Below are 11,592 nucleotides of genomic sequence, written 5' to 3' on the forward strand. Positions count from 1 at the left end.
CAACTGCACGCAGTCAGGTTCCCGCCAACGTCACGCCCGCCTCCTTTGACTTCCTCTCTACTTCTCATTGCTTCTTGCGCTTCTCGTCCACTGCATCTACGGTTCCTGTTGTGCAAGCAGACGGACCGAACATTCGGCGCCTGCGCGAACGAATGGGTCACGGCCTGAACTCCTTCGCGCAGCGAGCCGGAATCTCCCCCTCGCACCTGTCGCGCATCGAGCGCGGGCTCAGTGGGGCTCAGCCGGAAGTGATCCAGCTCATTGCCGCCGAACTTCATGTCGAGGTGGAGCTGATCATCAAAGAAGAAGTGGAGAAGAAGTCATGAGCGAGGTGGACTCGCCCTTCCTGTCGCATAACGAGGCGGCTGCCTACATCAAGCGGACTCCGCGCGCCCTGTACTGCCTCAACGACCGACGGCAGGGGCCGCCGTCCTTCCGTCTCGGCGGCCGACGCATGTACCGCCTTGTCGCCCTCAAGGCATGGCTCAGGGAGCACGAGGCGGCTGATTCCCGGTCGAACCTCGCCCTCGACCCCACCCGCCAGGCCGTCGAGCCGCGCCGCGCACAGCGCCGCCAGCCCGCCGCCGCCTGACCCACCCACAGACATGGGTCGGGCCGCCCCGGCTTGGACTCCAGGGACGGCCCCGGCCCACCGATCAAGCACTCACAGAAGGAGGTAGGGCCGCGTGAAGCAGCCTACTACCACCCCCCTGGCCAACCTCGGACACTACGAGCCGCACGCGACCGTCTTGGAGCTGCAGGCCCAGACCGCCGCGATGTACGTCGCGCTGCACCTGACGAACCGCGCGCTGACCTCCGGCCTGGCAGCGCCCTGGTGGACCATCGACCCCACCGGCAGTCTCGCGGCCGAGTTCACCGGCCCGCTCGCCCTGCGGGACCTCGACCGCTGGCGCCGCCACCTCCCCGACGCCGCGACCACCTCGGCCCGGGGGCTGCACGAGATCCGATGGACCGTCACGTCGACCGTGCAGAACGTCTCTGTGCAGCTGGTCGCCGTCGTGCCCGCCCTGGTCCGGACGGCGGTGCCGGCGTGAACAGCCACAACCTGATGAGCGACCAGCGCCTCGACAAGATCCGCGCGCTCGACCTCTCGACGATGCTGCCCGAGAGCGCCGAGTGGGCGGACACCGAGCGCGCCAGCGCCGCCGTCTGGCTGGCGAAGTTCGCCCCGGTCATCCGCGAGCTGGTTGGTGAGATCGACGACCTCGAGAACGTGCTCGACGAGGCGGAGGACGAGGTCGACGCTCTGCGGGCGAGGATCCCGAGCGAACCCGGACATCCCGGCCAGATCCGGGTGGTGTCGGTGCGCAAGGTCGCGCCGAAGAAGTGGAGGGTCTGCTGGGTCGAGGACGGGCGCCGCCGGTCCAAGACCTGGTCGACTCCCACCGACGCCCGCGGCTATGCCGAGTGGCTGCTCCGCCAGCAGCAGCTCGGTGGTGGCTGGTGAGCATTCCCGAGTTCGGCGCCGTGCTGGTCCTGGTCCTCACCGTCCCGGTGACCGCGCTCGCGCTCCGGCACTGGGACCCGGACCGGATCCGCCGCCGTGCCCACCGCCGCCGCATCCGCGCGGCCCGCCGCACCAACTTCCCGAAGGGCAGTACCCGATGAGTACGACTACTACCTGGTGGACGAAGCGCGCGTACGTGGACACGCACGACGCCCGCGGCACCCTGCACATTCACCCCGGCGGGCTCCGTGGTGACCAGTTCACCCTCTACCGGGACGACAAGATGTCCGCGGACGACATGTTGGCGATCGCGGACCGCGTCCTTGCCGAGGTGCAGCGCTGGCGCGACGACATCGCGAAGACCGCCAAGGCGGACCGCACCATCGCCGACGAGCTCGCCGCCGCGCGGGCCCGCATCGCCGTGCTGGAGAACTCCGCCCAGGAAGGCGGCTCCTGATGGCCGCGCGGCTCACCAATCAGAGCGTGAAGGGCGTCGCCGCGGACATCGCCCACGGAACGATGAAGGGCTACCGGCAGCACCGGTACCGCGGCGTGCCGCTGTGCGAGGACTGCCGCCAGGCGTGCAGGGACGACGCCAACACCCGGGCGGCGAACAAGCCGGCGAGCAACCGGCGCGCACAGGCGTGGAACGGCGGCATGGTCGGCGAGAGCGCCAGCACGGTGCGGATCCTCGCAGTCCCGGCGCCCTGCAGCATCCCGGGCTGCGGGACCGCAGCGGCTGACCCCTGGCCCGAAGGCTGGGAGATGGCCACGGTGGACGGCGCGGAGCGGCAGTACTGCCGGCCGTGGTGCGCCACCTACGCCCAGGCCCTCGCGGACGTGCGCGCCATCGACCGGACGGAGGCCGCCTGATGAACTCCTCCCAGCCTGACACCGCGTGGGACATCGTTCGGACCGAGCTCCGCAGGGTACTCACCCGGGCGCCGTTGAGGATCGTGCGCTGCGACGACCCGCGGCCCGCTCTGGAACTGGTCCGGTCGAACGGCGCCGGCTGGTTCCTCGTGCCCCTGCCGCCCCGGGCCCGCCTGCGGTTGCGCTACCGCGACTGGCCCCAGCCGCACCTGCGGCTGGAGGACACCCCGCGCCCGGGCTGCCGCACCTGCGGCGGCAGCGGTGAGGTCGAGACCGGCGGCGACGAGGACGGGCCGTACGAGCCGGCCGCCTGCCACTGCTGGGAGCCCTGGCCCTACCGCGACCCCGTCCTAACAGTCCCGGTGCCGCGTTGGGCCGCCCGCCGCTGGTGCGGCTGGGCCGAGCCCGAGTACAGCTCCGAACCGCCCTTCTGACCGGAGGACCTGATGCCCGCTCCCCAGACCGACCCCGTACTGGCCGATGCCCTGCGCCGCACGGTGGTCGAGCACATCGCGGTCGGACTGTCGAGCGGGCAGCCGATGGTCATCAACGCGGCCCTCAAGCTCCTCACCGACCTGGACCTCGTCGGGGTCCCGGTCGGTGAGGAAGTCGACCAGGCGCTCGTCGCCCTGCCGCCGGCCTGGCGCCGAAGGTGACCAGCTCGTGCAGCCAGTGGCTGCCCGACCAGGGCAGCCACTGCGGGCGGAGCGGTCGACCGTACGCCGTCGGCTCGCGTTGCCCGGATCACACCCCCGCCGCTGAAGCCGGGCGGCCCGAGCCGCCGCCCGGCCCTGGTTACACCCCTCAGCGCCTGCCGACTCCGCAGTCTGCCAGCGCGCTCACCGACGCCCGCGCGATCGCCTCCGGCAAGCGCCGCAGCACCCCCCAGCAGTACCGCCTCGCCCAGGCCGCCACCGCAGGCGAGGCACGCACCCGCGCTACCAGTCCCAGGAGGACGCCCTCATGACGGTTCGCCTGCTCCCGCCCATCAGCAGCCTCGGTCTGCACGGCCCCGACGCCGTACCCCTCGCCGACGGTCCGCGCTACGTCCGCACCGAACGGATGACCCGCTGGCACCGGGTTCGTTCCGGAGTCCGGTACGGATCCGGCCGGACGGTCTACCAGCTGTGGTGCACGGGGACTGTCTTCGACGACCACTTCTTGTCCCGCGAGGACCTGCCCACCGGCGCGACCGTGTGCGGGCCGTGCGACGGCCGCGCGGTCGGCGCCGGCCAGGAACCGAACGGACCGGACGGCAGGGTCCTCGTGTTCACCCCTCGGGACCTCGCCCCGCCGGCGATCTGCCCCGGCTCCCGCTCCGACCGACTGAGCCAGGCCATCCCGCCCGGCACCGTCGGTCAGTGCCTCGCGTGCCTCGACCTCCACCCCGTCCGGGCCATGGGTGGCCCGTACAACCCGCGCGCCGCGATCGTCCAGCATCCGCCCGGTGGCGGCCTGCCCGATCCGTGCCCCTTCCACCGGTGGAAGTACCTGGAGGCCACTCCCGAGGGCGGCCTGCGATGCGCCTGCGGCCGTTCCCTCCGCGAGCCGCGTCCGGCCGCCGCCTGACCCACCATCCAGAGCGGCCCGGGGCGGGCCGGACTCGACTCCGCCCGTTCCGGGCGACCAACCCACCGGAGAGCACCCCTTGAGCACCACCCACACCGCCCAGGGCGACCGGACCCAGACGGTCCGCAACGCCTGGACGAACGTGCTGCGCGCGGAGGTGCTGCGGGTCGGCAGCCGCGACCTGGCAGCGGTCGCGCGGGTTGGGGTGTGGCTCGCCACCTACGCCGACGCCGACGGGACCAACGCGTTCCCCGCCAGGGAGACGCTGGCCGTTCTGGCCGGGTGCACGGCGGAGTCGGTGACCCGGGCGCTCCGGGTGCTGGAGGGCGTCGGCATGGTGACCAAGCGACGTCGCCCGAACGCGACAGCCGTCTACCGCCTGGTGCTGCCGGTGGCCCGGCCCAACTGGGACCAGCACCTCCACCACTACACCGACACTCGGCAGCGCAAGGCGCGCGCGGCCGAGAAGGCCAAGGCCATCGAGGAGCACCTCCGGACAGCGTCCCCGGCGGGGGTTCCGGACAGCGTCCCCGCCGGGGGTTCCGGACAGCGTCCCCGGACGCTTCCCACCGTCCCGGATAGCGTCCCCGGACGCCCCCGGATAGCGTCCCCGGACGCTATCCGGACAGCGTCCCCGGCGGGGGGGTACCAGGACCTACCTACCTACGGTAGGGACCAGATCCACTACCACCCCGCGCGCGAGGCCGACGACCGGCTGCCCGCCCTGCGTGGCAACGCAGTGGAGGACGCGGTCGACATCGGCCCGCTGATCGACTCGATGCGCTCCCGCGGAATGACCGTGTCCTGGCCGCTCTCCGAAGACGAAAAACGCGCGCTCGCCGCGCAACTGGCGGCCGTTGGCGCGCCGGTCCTGGTCGAGCACGCCGCACGCATCTGGCGAGCCAGCCGCGACACCCCCTACAGCGCCCGGTACTTCCTCCCGCAGTGGCTCGCTCTGTCCGTCAATGGCCCGCCGACCGCACTTGGCGACCTCGGCGGCCCCAGCCGAACGGCTGACTACCTCGCCGACATGGCCGCCATCGCCAACGAGATGCGGCAGAACGGAACTCGATGAACCCCGAGTTGATCCCGAAGTTGATCGCCGAGATCGCCCTCGCGGACCCACGCATCCGCCGCGACGACGGGACGGAGCGACGGGCACAGGCCACGATGTGGGCCGGCATCCTCGCTGACGTCCCGTACGAGGCCGCGCTGCAGTTCGCTTACCAGCACTACCGCGTCTCCCAGTGGCCGATCCTTCCCGCGGACATTGCGACCCGCTGGAGCGCGGGAACCCGGGCGAGGCTTGGCCGGCACACCGATCCGACGCCCGCCGTCGACCCGGACCGCGTCACCGAGTGGTGCGCCGAGCTCGGCGCCACCCGACGTGCCGTCGCCGTCGGGCGCGCCGCACCCGCCGCGTACGCCATCGCCGAGGGACCGCCGGTTGCAGTCGCCGAACTGATCGCGGGAATCGGGCACATGCCCCCGGAACGCGACACGTCGGCGACCTACATTCCCGACCACGCGCGCACCCAGCTCGCACAGTTCCGGCACCCACGCCGGCCCGAGTGGGCAATCGCCTGCCCTGTACCGACCTGCCGCGCCCGCGCCGGTCAACGGTGCACCCGGCCGAGCGGCGGACCGATCACCGGCGGCAGCCACCCCAGCCGCCTCGACAACTGGCTCGCTAAGCAGGCCGCCGCGTGATTCCGCCCGCCGCCGCGCAGACCATCCGCTCTGCCGTGCTCGACGCCCACCAACTCCGCCCCGCCGCCCCCGAGGCCATCGCCCGCCACGTCCTGCGGGCCCTCGCCGACGCGGGCTGGCAGATCACCCCGATCCCGCCTACCGACCACGACGACCAGGAGATCAGTCCCATGCCGAAGAAACCCGACCCGGCCGCCGCCGCCCGCGCCGAGTTGGCCGGCCACGACCTCGCCTGCCGATGCGCCCTCAGCCAGCTCTGCCACGCCGACGTCCTGCTCGAACTCGCCAACCAGCCCGCCCAGGAGGCCTGACCCATGACCGAGCCCCTCGGCCTCGACGCCATCCAGGCCCGGCTCGACGCGGCCACCCCTGGACCGTGGCGATGGCGTGGCAACACCGAGAGCCGCCACCTTCGCCTCCAGACCCCTCACCACGGCGGCCTGACCGTCATGGACTTCGAACGCTGGGGCATGCAGGGCGCCCAGCCCCGCTTTGCCCGCGACCACCTCATGTACCCCGCCAACGAGATGGTCACCTACGAGGTCGCAGCCTGGTCGAAGGACATCTACCGCAAGGACATCGTCGGAATCGAGCACCCGGACGCCGAGTTCATCGCTGCTGCCCGGCAGGACGTGCCCGCTCTGCTCGCCCGGGTCCGGGAACTGGAGGCCGAGCGCGACCGCTACCGCACCGCCTGGCACTCCGCCCGCCGCCGCGCCAGCCTCCTCCACGACGAGAACGCCACCTGGCGCCGCACCGTCACCAGCGTCGAGCAGGACCGAGACCGCGTCTTCGAGCACGCCCGCACCCAGGACGAACGCATCCGGGCGTTGGAGGTCGAACTGGCCACCGCCAAGGCTGCCGGCTACCGCCAGGCCGCCGACCACGTCTCCGAGCTGATCCTGGGACACGGCAAGGACGCGGACGCGGAGATGGTCCTCGTCTTCCTCCAGAACGGCGCCGACCTCCGCGAGCGCTTCGCCGCCTCCCAGGCCGCTCCCAGCGGCGCCACACAGCCCGCCTGACAGCCCCACAGCCACGACCTGACGGCCCCGTGCGCGGCCAGGACCGGACCACCAACGGCCGCGCCGGCCCAGGGTGCCACCCGAACTCCCGAAGGCCCCAGGCGGGCCGTCACACCAACCACAGGAGCCACCGTCATGCCCACCACCCGCGAACAGCTCCTCACCGCCCTCTGCGACCCCACCGAGTGGGACGCCGACGTACTAGGCCTTCCCGAGCACGAGGCCACGCGACTCCTCGACATCTACCGCGCCGAGATCCTCGCCGAACAGGACACCGCCTTCAACACCGCCACCACCTGACAACCCCCCTGGCGGCCGACACCCACCGGCCGCCACACACACCCACCACGGAGAACCCACCATGACCAACGCCCGCACCACCCTCCTCGCCGGGGAGGACCCCGCCAGCCCCGAGTACGCCGACGCCCGGGCCCGCGTCGAGCGGCTGGTCGACGACTACCGCACCGCGCTCCTCGCCAAGGCGGCCCGCCGCATCCGAGGCAGCAAGATCAACCAGCCCGGCGACGACATCGACCACCACATCAACGACGTCATCGAGCAGACCGCCGCGATGGTGGTGGGCATCCGGTGACCGGCACCCCGCCGCCCGCCAGCCAGCAGGGCTGGGACCGCGCCGAGTTCACCTGCGGCTGCTGCGGCGTCACCGTCACCGCCGCGACCGAGCGCGAGTACATCCGCCTCGTGGCCGGCGCCGGCCAGGCGGCCACCCTCATCGCCCTCCACCCCCACGGCCGCGACAACCAGCCCGAACCGAACGGAGACCAGAAATGATCAAGCCCGGCCAGATCTACCAGTCCCTCAGTGGCCGCCACCACCCCGCCGACCGACCCACTCGCATCCTCATCAAAGGCGTCATCCCGTACGGTGCCGGCTGCTGGGGACAGGGCACAGCCAGCGTCGTCACCCTCACCACCACCGGCCGGGAAGTGCGGCCCCGGAACGTCAAGCTCACCCAGCTCCACGACAGCCCGACCACCCGCGACGGACGGCCCCGTCGTAGCGGCTACGCGCTCTACAGGGACGTCGAAGGCGGCGCCGAATGACCCCTTGGACCGTCCTCGCCACCTGCGGACCCGCCGCCACCGTCGGCCTCTGGTGGATCCACCGCATCAGCCACCACCCCACCAGCGCCCACGTCCGCATCTACGTGCCACCACCCCTCACCGAGCAGTACGTCGACACCCAGATCGCCGTCCTCGAACTCCAGTGGGAACGCCAACGATGACCGACACCGCCATCACCACCCTCCCTGGCACCCCGCTCACCCGCTCCGAACTGCGAGTCCTCCGACTCCTCGCCAACGGCCGAACCACCGACCAGGCCGCACGCCACCTGTACGTCTCCCGGAACACCGTCAACACGCACATCTACCGCATCTACCGCAAGCTCGGCGCCGTCGACCGGGCCCACGCCGTCGCCCTCGGCATCGCCACCGAGCAACTCGACCCCAGCGAGATCACCGTCGTCCACCCCATCGCCACCAGGAGCGTCACATGATCCCCAGCGCCCGCGAGCAGCAACTCGCTGCTCAACTGCGTACCGCCGAGGCCGACCGCGACGGCGCCTACCGTGAACGCGCCCACCTCACCGCGTGGCTCGCCACCATCCACCCCGCCGTCATTGCGCCTGCCACCGACATCGACGAGCCCGGCTGGCAGCTCCTGTACGTCACCGTCGGCGGCCAGCAGCTGTCCTGGCACATCCACCCCCGTGACGCCGACCTCTACACCCACGTCGAACACGTCGACCCGACCGACCCGCGCGCCCAGTGGGACGGCCACACCACGACGGAGAAGTACGCCACCATCCGCGGCCTCACCTTCACCGAGCTGCGGGGAGACGACCAAGGTGGAAAGGCTGAAGCCCGCGCCGCCGACTACGAGCAGGTCATCCAGAGCCAGCGCGACGAACTCCTCAAGGCCCGCGCCGCCGGGCGACCGGTTCCGACCTCGTCCGCGCACGCCTGATCCCCTCTGGCGCCCATCACCAGCCCGCCTGACGTACCTGGAGCCACCCATGACCAGCACCGCCCACACCGACCTCACCCACATTGCCGACCGCTGGACCGACCTGCGCGAGCTGCTGGAGGCCCAGACGCCGCGCACGTGGCCGCCGGCGGGCCGGATGTCCGACCACCAGCGGGACCTCGACGACGCCCTCGACGGGATCGAGGTTGTCGACCAGCAGGCCGCGGCCGAGCGCGCCGAGCGGACCGCCCTCGCCCCCGGCGTCCGGCCGGCGCCGCTCCGGGTCCCGATCTTGGACACGATCACCGAGCTGGAGGGCGAACTCCTCGCGCTGGCCGACGAGATTGCGGGCAGCATCCAGCGGCCCGCGTTCACCGCCCGCTCCGCCAGCCCGGCCGACGAGATCGCCCGCTCGGTCGCCATGATGAGCGCCCGCGACGCCGCCGACCCCCGCCGCTGGAAGTTCAACATGGCCGTCCGGAACGGTGCCCTCGCGGCCCGCTGGCTCGCCGACCGCATCGAGGCCACCGACGGCCCGTTCCGGCCGCTCTCCGACAACCAGCACGCTCGGATCGGCCAGGTCGCCGCCGCCGCCCGGCGCCGCATCGACCGCGCACTTGGTGAACCCGAGGCCGACACCGACCCCACCCCGCTCGGCCAGACCTGCCGAGCCTGCGAAGGCGGCCTGACCTACACCCGGACCGACGGCGACTTCACGATCTGGTGTCAGGGCGAGTGCGGCGCGTCCTGGACCGGCGCCAACCTCCTGCGCGGCCTCAACGTCGCCTGAACCCGCCCGTTTGTGAGGGCGCTCACCACCCGCTCGTGAGCGCCCTCACCCACCCGGAGAACACCACGTGAACACCCTCACCATCGGCGCCTGGCACGCTGCCGAACTCCACGGAATCGCCGGCCCCTGGGCCGTCCACGGATACGCCACCATCTGGGACATCACCACCACGGCCGACGGCACCCAGCACGTCACCGTCGAGGTCAGCGCCCCCGGCGGCGCCACCGACGCGCCCCACTACACCTACGCCACCGGCCGCGTGAGCATCCTCACTGACGGCCGGACCGCGCTCACGGACGTCATCACCCCGCAGCCCGGACCCACCCGGATCGTCCTCAGCGCGGTCCCTGACTGCCTCCTCGGCGACGTCGACGCCCAGCGCCACCGGGCCCAGGCCGTGAGCACCCTCACCGACTGGCAGCCCATTCCCGACAATGACAGCTCCCTCGGCGTGAGCGCACTCACGCACCTCGCCCGGGCCGTTCAGCGAGTCGCCGACGGCGAGAACGCGGTCCGCGAGCGAGACACCCTGATCCGCCGGCTCCGAGCCGGACAGGTCGACCGCAGCCAACTTGCCACCATCGTCGGCACCGACCCCAGCCGGATCACCCAGATTTGCAAGCCGATCCGCGAGAGGATGAGCGCATGAACACCGACCTGATCGCGTTCATCCGCGCCCGTCTCGACGAGGACGAGCGAGAGGCCCTCGCCGTACTCTGGGCGGGATCCGGCAACCGCCTGGACTGGACGCTTGTGGCATCGGCAACGATTGAGATCGGAACCGAGACCATCGGCACGGATGATCGAAACGTGGCCAGTCACATTGCTCGCCACGATCCGGCGCGGGTGATGGCCGAGGTCGACGCCAAGCGGCGCCTGCTGGACCTGCATGGCCCCCTCACGCTGCGAGGAGGGGCGGGCGCCCGGTGCTTCGACACCACTACCGCCTGCCGATCCTGCGAGCCTCCCCAGTTCCCCGAACACGCCTACCCCTGCGCGACGCTCCGCCTGCTCGCCCTGCCGTACGCCGACCACCCCGACTACCGGCCCGCATGGGCACCCGACGTCACCGCTTGACGCGCACCCACCCAGTGATCCACAATTGCCCCACGTTCGGCGTGCCCGGACACCACAAACCGCTGACAGCCCCTCGTTTTTCTTCCCGAGAGCCCCGCGAGCCAACGCCGCGGGGCTCTCGCCGCATCCAAGACCGGCAGCCCGCCAACTTCCCCACGGCGGGCCGATTCAGCACAGCGCTTGACCGGCGGACAGCACCGCACTGACGTCCACCTTCAATCCGTTCCCGAGCTGCAGGTCATCAGCCCAGATGGGCGCCGGCTTCGGGTACTTGGCCTGGGCCGTGCCGTTCACGCCGTACTCGACGCCACCCGCTTCGAAGGTGACCATCCGCCCCGGCCGGCACCGCAACGTCCCGGACTCCACCGTGAATGGCCAAGGCGACACCGTCAACCTCGACACCGCCCTGCCGCTGGCGTCGCTGCTGACACCAACTCCGGCACCACCAGCTGACACCCGCGTCGTGCTCGACTTGCTGGCCGGGGCGGGGTCGTCATCCGTGACCAACCATGCAAACCCGAAGATCGCGGCCGTCACCACCCCCGCCGCGATCCACTGCCCCCGCGGCCAACTCTTCTGACCTGCCACAACCGCACCTCCCCAGTGAGGCCGCTCAGCGTAGGGCAGGTGATCAACCGTGGCCAGACGTCGCGTACTCACCGTTTGCACCGTCGCCGGCTGCCCCGACCTCACCACCGGCGGCCGCTGCCCCACTCACCAGGCCCAGGCCGACCGCGCCCGTGGCACCCGGACCCAGCGCGGCTACGGCCAGCAGCACCGTACCCGCTTCCGCCCCGGTGTCCTCCGGCGCGACCCGCAGTGCGTGTGCACCGACCAAGCCCACGGCCACGGGCAGCCCTGCGGCCAGCCAAGCCAGCACGCCGACCACTGGCCGCTGTCCCGCCGCGAGCTGGCCGCCGCCGGCCACGACCCAGACGACCCGAGACACGGTCGAGGTCTATGCCATAGCTGCCACAGCAAGGAGACAGCCAGGCACCAGCCAGGAGGCTGGAACAGCCAGTAGCCGCCAGCCGCCAGCCGCTTCCCATGCCAGTCACCCAAGGTGACGGTACCCAGGGGGGTGACCCCCTC

At 71.7% G+C, this 11,592-nt stretch carries 27 protein-coding genes; 25 read left to right on the forward strand and 2 right to left on the reverse strand.

Annotated features, from left to right (window positions below; translation table 11 throughout):
• Positions 1–110 precede the first annotated feature (110 nt).
• From AB0O19_RS24580 to AB0O19_RS24695, 24 genes are all read left to right on the forward strand, one after another.
• The gene (locus AB0O19_RS24580; protein WP_363622348.1) at positions 111–326 is read left to right on the forward strand and encodes a helix-turn-helix transcriptional regulator; all 216 of its coding nucleotides are present in this window, start codon (positions 111–113) and stop codon (positions 324–326) included.
• Positions 323–592 (forward strand): helix-turn-helix domain-containing protein, encoded by a 270-nt coding sequence (locus AB0O19_RS24585; RefSeq protein WP_363622350.1) that lies wholly within the window; start codon positions 323–325, stop codon positions 590–592. Before AB0O19_RS24580 ends, AB0O19_RS24585 begins: the two co-directional genes overlap by 4 nt.
• A 94-nt stretch (positions 593–686) precedes the next feature.
• Complete coding sequence (locus AB0O19_RS24590; RefSeq protein ID WP_363622352.1) at positions 687–1,055, forward strand: hypothetical protein; 369 nt, start codon at positions 687–689, stop codon at positions 1,053–1,055.
• The gene (locus AB0O19_RS24595) at positions 1,052–1,468 is read left to right on the forward strand and encodes a hypothetical protein (RefSeq protein WP_363622354.1); all 417 of its coding nucleotides are present in this window, start codon (positions 1,052–1,054) and stop codon (positions 1,466–1,468) included. The genes AB0O19_RS24590 and AB0O19_RS24595 overlap by 4 nt, the downstream gene beginning before the upstream one ends.
• On the forward strand, positions 1,465–1,629 hold the full coding sequence (locus AB0O19_RS24600; protein WP_363622356.1) for a hypothetical protein: 165 nt from the start codon (positions 1,465–1,467) through the stop codon (positions 1,627–1,629). The genes AB0O19_RS24595 and AB0O19_RS24600 overlap by 4 nt, the downstream gene beginning before the upstream one ends.
• Positions 1,626–1,925, forward strand: a complete 300-nt coding sequence (locus tag AB0O19_RS24605; protein WP_363622357.1) for a hypothetical protein — start codon at positions 1,626–1,628, stop codon at positions 1,923–1,925. Before AB0O19_RS24600 ends, AB0O19_RS24605 begins: the two co-directional genes overlap by 4 nt.
• On the forward strand, positions 1,925–2,341 hold the full coding sequence (locus AB0O19_RS24610; RefSeq protein WP_363622359.1) for a hypothetical protein: 417 nt from the start codon (positions 1,925–1,927) through the stop codon (positions 2,339–2,341). Before AB0O19_RS24605 ends, AB0O19_RS24610 begins: the two co-directional genes overlap by 1 nt.
• A complete protein-coding gene (locus AB0O19_RS24615; protein WP_363622361.1) occupies positions 2,341–2,775 on the forward strand; it encodes a hypothetical protein in 435 nt (144 codons plus the stop codon). Before AB0O19_RS24610 ends, AB0O19_RS24615 begins: the two co-directional genes overlap by 1 nt.
• A 12-nt stretch (positions 2,776–2,787) precedes the next feature.
• Entirely contained in the window at positions 2,788–2,997 is a 210-nt protein-coding gene (locus AB0O19_RS24620; protein WP_363622363.1) for a hypothetical protein, read from the forward strand.
• A 307-nt stretch (positions 2,998–3,304) separates the two neighbouring features.
• A complete protein-coding gene (locus AB0O19_RS24625) occupies positions 3,305–3,910 on the forward strand; it encodes a hypothetical protein (RefSeq protein WP_363622364.1) in 606 nt (201 codons plus the stop codon).
• 79 nt (positions 3,911–3,989) lie between these two features.
• Positions 3,990–4,985, forward strand: coding sequence for a hypothetical protein (locus tag AB0O19_RS24630; RefSeq protein ID WP_363622366.1), 996 nt, complete (start codon positions 3,990–3,992; stop codon positions 4,983–4,985).
• The gene (locus tag AB0O19_RS24635; RefSeq protein WP_363622367.1) at positions 4,982–5,620 is read left to right on the forward strand and encodes a hypothetical protein; all 639 of its coding nucleotides are present in this window, start codon (positions 4,982–4,984) and stop codon (positions 5,618–5,620) included. The genes AB0O19_RS24630 and AB0O19_RS24635 overlap by 4 nt, the downstream gene beginning before the upstream one ends.
• Positions 5,617–5,931, forward strand: coding sequence for a DUF4326 domain-containing protein (locus tag AB0O19_RS24640; RefSeq protein ID WP_363622369.1), 315 nt, complete (start codon positions 5,617–5,619; stop codon positions 5,929–5,931). Before AB0O19_RS24635 ends, AB0O19_RS24640 begins: the two co-directional genes overlap by 4 nt.
• A 3-nt stretch (positions 5,932–5,934) precedes the next feature.
• Positions 5,935–6,645: a hypothetical protein gene (locus tag AB0O19_RS24645; protein WP_363622371.1), complete on the forward strand. Its 711-nt coding sequence runs from the start codon at positions 5,935–5,937 to the stop codon at positions 6,643–6,645.
• 135 nt (positions 6,646–6,780) lie between these two features.
• Positions 6,781–6,945 carry a hypothetical protein gene (locus AB0O19_RS24650; RefSeq protein ID WP_363622373.1) on the forward strand — a complete coding sequence of 55 codons (165 nt, stop codon included), beginning with the start codon at positions 6,781–6,783 and terminating at the stop codon, positions 6,943–6,945.
• Between the two features lie 61 nt (positions 6,946–7,006).
• Entirely contained in the window at positions 7,007–7,237 is a 231-nt protein-coding gene (locus tag AB0O19_RS24655) for a hypothetical protein (protein WP_363622375.1), read from the forward strand.
• Positions 7,234–7,437 (forward strand): hypothetical protein, encoded by a 204-nt coding sequence (locus tag AB0O19_RS24660; RefSeq protein WP_363622377.1) that lies wholly within the window; start codon positions 7,234–7,236, stop codon positions 7,435–7,437. Before AB0O19_RS24655 ends, AB0O19_RS24660 begins: the two co-directional genes overlap by 4 nt.
• Positions 7,434–7,709, forward strand: a complete 276-nt coding sequence (locus tag AB0O19_RS24665; protein WP_363622379.1) for a hypothetical protein — start codon at positions 7,434–7,436, stop codon at positions 7,707–7,709. Before AB0O19_RS24660 ends, AB0O19_RS24665 begins: the two co-directional genes overlap by 4 nt.
• On the forward strand, positions 7,706–7,891 hold the full coding sequence (locus AB0O19_RS24670) for a hypothetical protein (protein WP_363622381.1): 186 nt from the start codon (positions 7,706–7,708) through the stop codon (positions 7,889–7,891). Before AB0O19_RS24665 ends, AB0O19_RS24670 begins: the two co-directional genes overlap by 4 nt.
• Complete coding sequence (locus AB0O19_RS24675) at positions 7,888–8,163, forward strand: helix-turn-helix transcriptional regulator (RefSeq protein WP_363622383.1); 276 nt, start codon at positions 7,888–7,890, stop codon at positions 8,161–8,163. The genes AB0O19_RS24670 and AB0O19_RS24675 overlap by 4 nt, the downstream gene beginning before the upstream one ends.
• Positions 8,160–8,633, forward strand: coding sequence for a hypothetical protein (locus tag AB0O19_RS24680; RefSeq protein ID WP_363622384.1), 474 nt, complete (start codon positions 8,160–8,162; stop codon positions 8,631–8,633). Before AB0O19_RS24675 ends, AB0O19_RS24680 begins: the two co-directional genes overlap by 4 nt.
• A gap of 49 nt (positions 8,634–8,682) precedes the next feature.
• Positions 8,683–9,423, forward strand: coding sequence for a hypothetical protein (locus AB0O19_RS24685; RefSeq protein WP_363622386.1), 741 nt, complete (start codon positions 8,683–8,685; stop codon positions 9,421–9,423).
• Between the two features lie 67 nt (positions 9,424–9,490).
• Positions 9,491–10,072, forward strand: a complete 582-nt coding sequence (locus AB0O19_RS24690) for a hypothetical protein (RefSeq protein WP_363622388.1) — start codon at positions 9,491–9,493, stop codon at positions 10,070–10,072.
• Complete coding sequence (locus AB0O19_RS24695) at positions 10,069–10,500, forward strand: DUF6221 family protein (RefSeq protein ID WP_363622390.1); 432 nt, start codon at positions 10,069–10,071, stop codon at positions 10,498–10,500. The genes AB0O19_RS24690 and AB0O19_RS24695 overlap by 4 nt, the downstream gene beginning before the upstream one ends.
• A gap of 168 nt (positions 10,501–10,668) precedes the next feature.
• Here the strand turns inward: AB0O19_RS24695 and AB0O19_RS24700 are convergent, their stop codons facing one another.
• The gene (locus AB0O19_RS24700; RefSeq protein WP_363622392.1) at positions 10,669–10,830 is read right to left on the reverse strand and encodes a hypothetical protein; all 162 of its coding nucleotides are present in this window, start codon (positions 10,828–10,830) and stop codon (positions 10,669–10,671) included.
• Here AB0O19_RS24700 and AB0O19_RS24705 point away from each other — a divergent pair.
• Positions 10,823–11,080, forward strand: coding sequence for a hypothetical protein (locus AB0O19_RS24705; RefSeq protein ID WP_363622394.1), 258 nt, complete (start codon positions 10,823–10,825; stop codon positions 11,078–11,080). The two genes, AB0O19_RS24700 and AB0O19_RS24705, sit on opposite strands and share 8 nt — an antisense overlap.
• A 51-nt stretch (positions 11,081–11,131) precedes the next feature.
• Here the strand turns inward: AB0O19_RS24705 and AB0O19_RS24710 are convergent, their stop codons facing one another.
• A complete protein-coding gene (locus AB0O19_RS24710; RefSeq protein ID WP_363622396.1) occupies positions 11,132–11,449 on the reverse strand; it encodes a hypothetical protein in 318 nt (105 codons plus the stop codon).
• Positions 11,450–11,592: the final 143 nt, after the last annotated feature.

The organism is Kitasatospora sp. NPDC091276 (assembly GCF_040684355.1).
In the GTDB taxonomy this organism is placed as follows: Bacteria; Actinomycetota; Actinomycetes; order Streptomycetales; family Streptomycetaceae; genus Kitasatospora.

What these genes read in the sequence shown, in the direction of transcription:
- AB0O19_RS24585 (WP_363622350.1), top strand. Translation starts at nt 323, where the DNA reads ATGAGCGAGGTGGACTCGCCCTTCCTGTCGCATAACGAGGCGGCTGCC.
- AB0O19_RS24605 (WP_363622357.1), top strand. Translation starts at nt 1,626, where the DNA reads ATGAGTACGACTACTACCTGGTGGACGAAGCGCGCGTACGTGGACACG.
- AB0O19_RS24610 (WP_363622359.1), top strand. Translation starts at nt 1,925, where the DNA reads ATGGCCGCGCGGCTCACCAATCAGAGCGTGAAGGGCGTCGCCGCGGAC.
- AB0O19_RS24615 (WP_363622361.1), top strand. Translation starts at nt 2,341, where the DNA reads ATGAACTCCTCCCAGCCTGACACCGCGTGGGACATCGTTCGGACCGAG.
- AB0O19_RS24620 (WP_363622363.1), top strand. Translation starts at nt 2,788, where the DNA reads ATGCCCGCTCCCCAGACCGACCCCGTACTGGCCGATGCCCTGCGCCGC.
- AB0O19_RS24625 (WP_363622364.1), top strand. Translation starts at nt 3,305, where the DNA reads ATGACGGTTCGCCTGCTCCCGCCCATCAGCAGCCTCGGTCTGCACGGC.
- AB0O19_RS24635 (WP_363622367.1), top strand. Translation starts at nt 4,982, where the DNA reads ATGAACCCCGAGTTGATCCCGAAGTTGATCGCCGAGATCGCCCTCGCG.
- AB0O19_RS24645 (WP_363622371.1), top strand. Translation starts at nt 5,935, where the DNA reads ATGACCGAGCCCCTCGGCCTCGACGCCATCCAGGCCCGGCTCGACGCG.
- AB0O19_RS24650 (WP_363622373.1), top strand. Translation starts at nt 6,781, where the DNA reads ATGCCCACCACCCGCGAACAGCTCCTCACCGCCCTCTGCGACCCCACC.
- AB0O19_RS24655 (WP_363622375.1), top strand. Translation starts at nt 7,007, where the DNA reads ATGACCAACGCCCGCACCACCCTCCTCGCCGGGGAGGACCCCGCCAGC.
- AB0O19_RS24665 (WP_363622379.1), top strand. Translation starts at nt 7,434, where the DNA reads ATGATCAAGCCCGGCCAGATCTACCAGTCCCTCAGTGGCCGCCACCAC.
- AB0O19_RS24670 (WP_363622381.1), top strand. Translation starts at nt 7,706, where the DNA reads ATGACCCCTTGGACCGTCCTCGCCACCTGCGGACCCGCCGCCACCGTC.
- AB0O19_RS24675 (WP_363622383.1), top strand. Translation starts at nt 7,888, where the DNA reads ATGACCGACACCGCCATCACCACCCTCCCTGGCACCCCGCTCACCCGC.
- AB0O19_RS24680 (WP_363622384.1), top strand. Translation starts at nt 8,160, where the DNA reads ATGATCCCCAGCGCCCGCGAGCAGCAACTCGCTGCTCAACTGCGTACC.
- AB0O19_RS24685 (WP_363622386.1), top strand. Translation starts at nt 8,683, where the DNA reads ATGACCAGCACCGCCCACACCGACCTCACCCACATTGCCGACCGCTGG.
- AB0O19_RS24695 (WP_363622390.1), top strand. Translation starts at nt 10,069, where the DNA reads ATGAACACCGACCTGATCGCGTTCATCCGCGCCCGTCTCGACGAGGAC.
- AB0O19_RS24700 (WP_363622392.1), bottom strand. Translation starts at nt 10,830, where the DNA reads ATGGTCACCTTCGAAGCGGGTGGCGTCGAGTACGGCGTGAACGGCACG.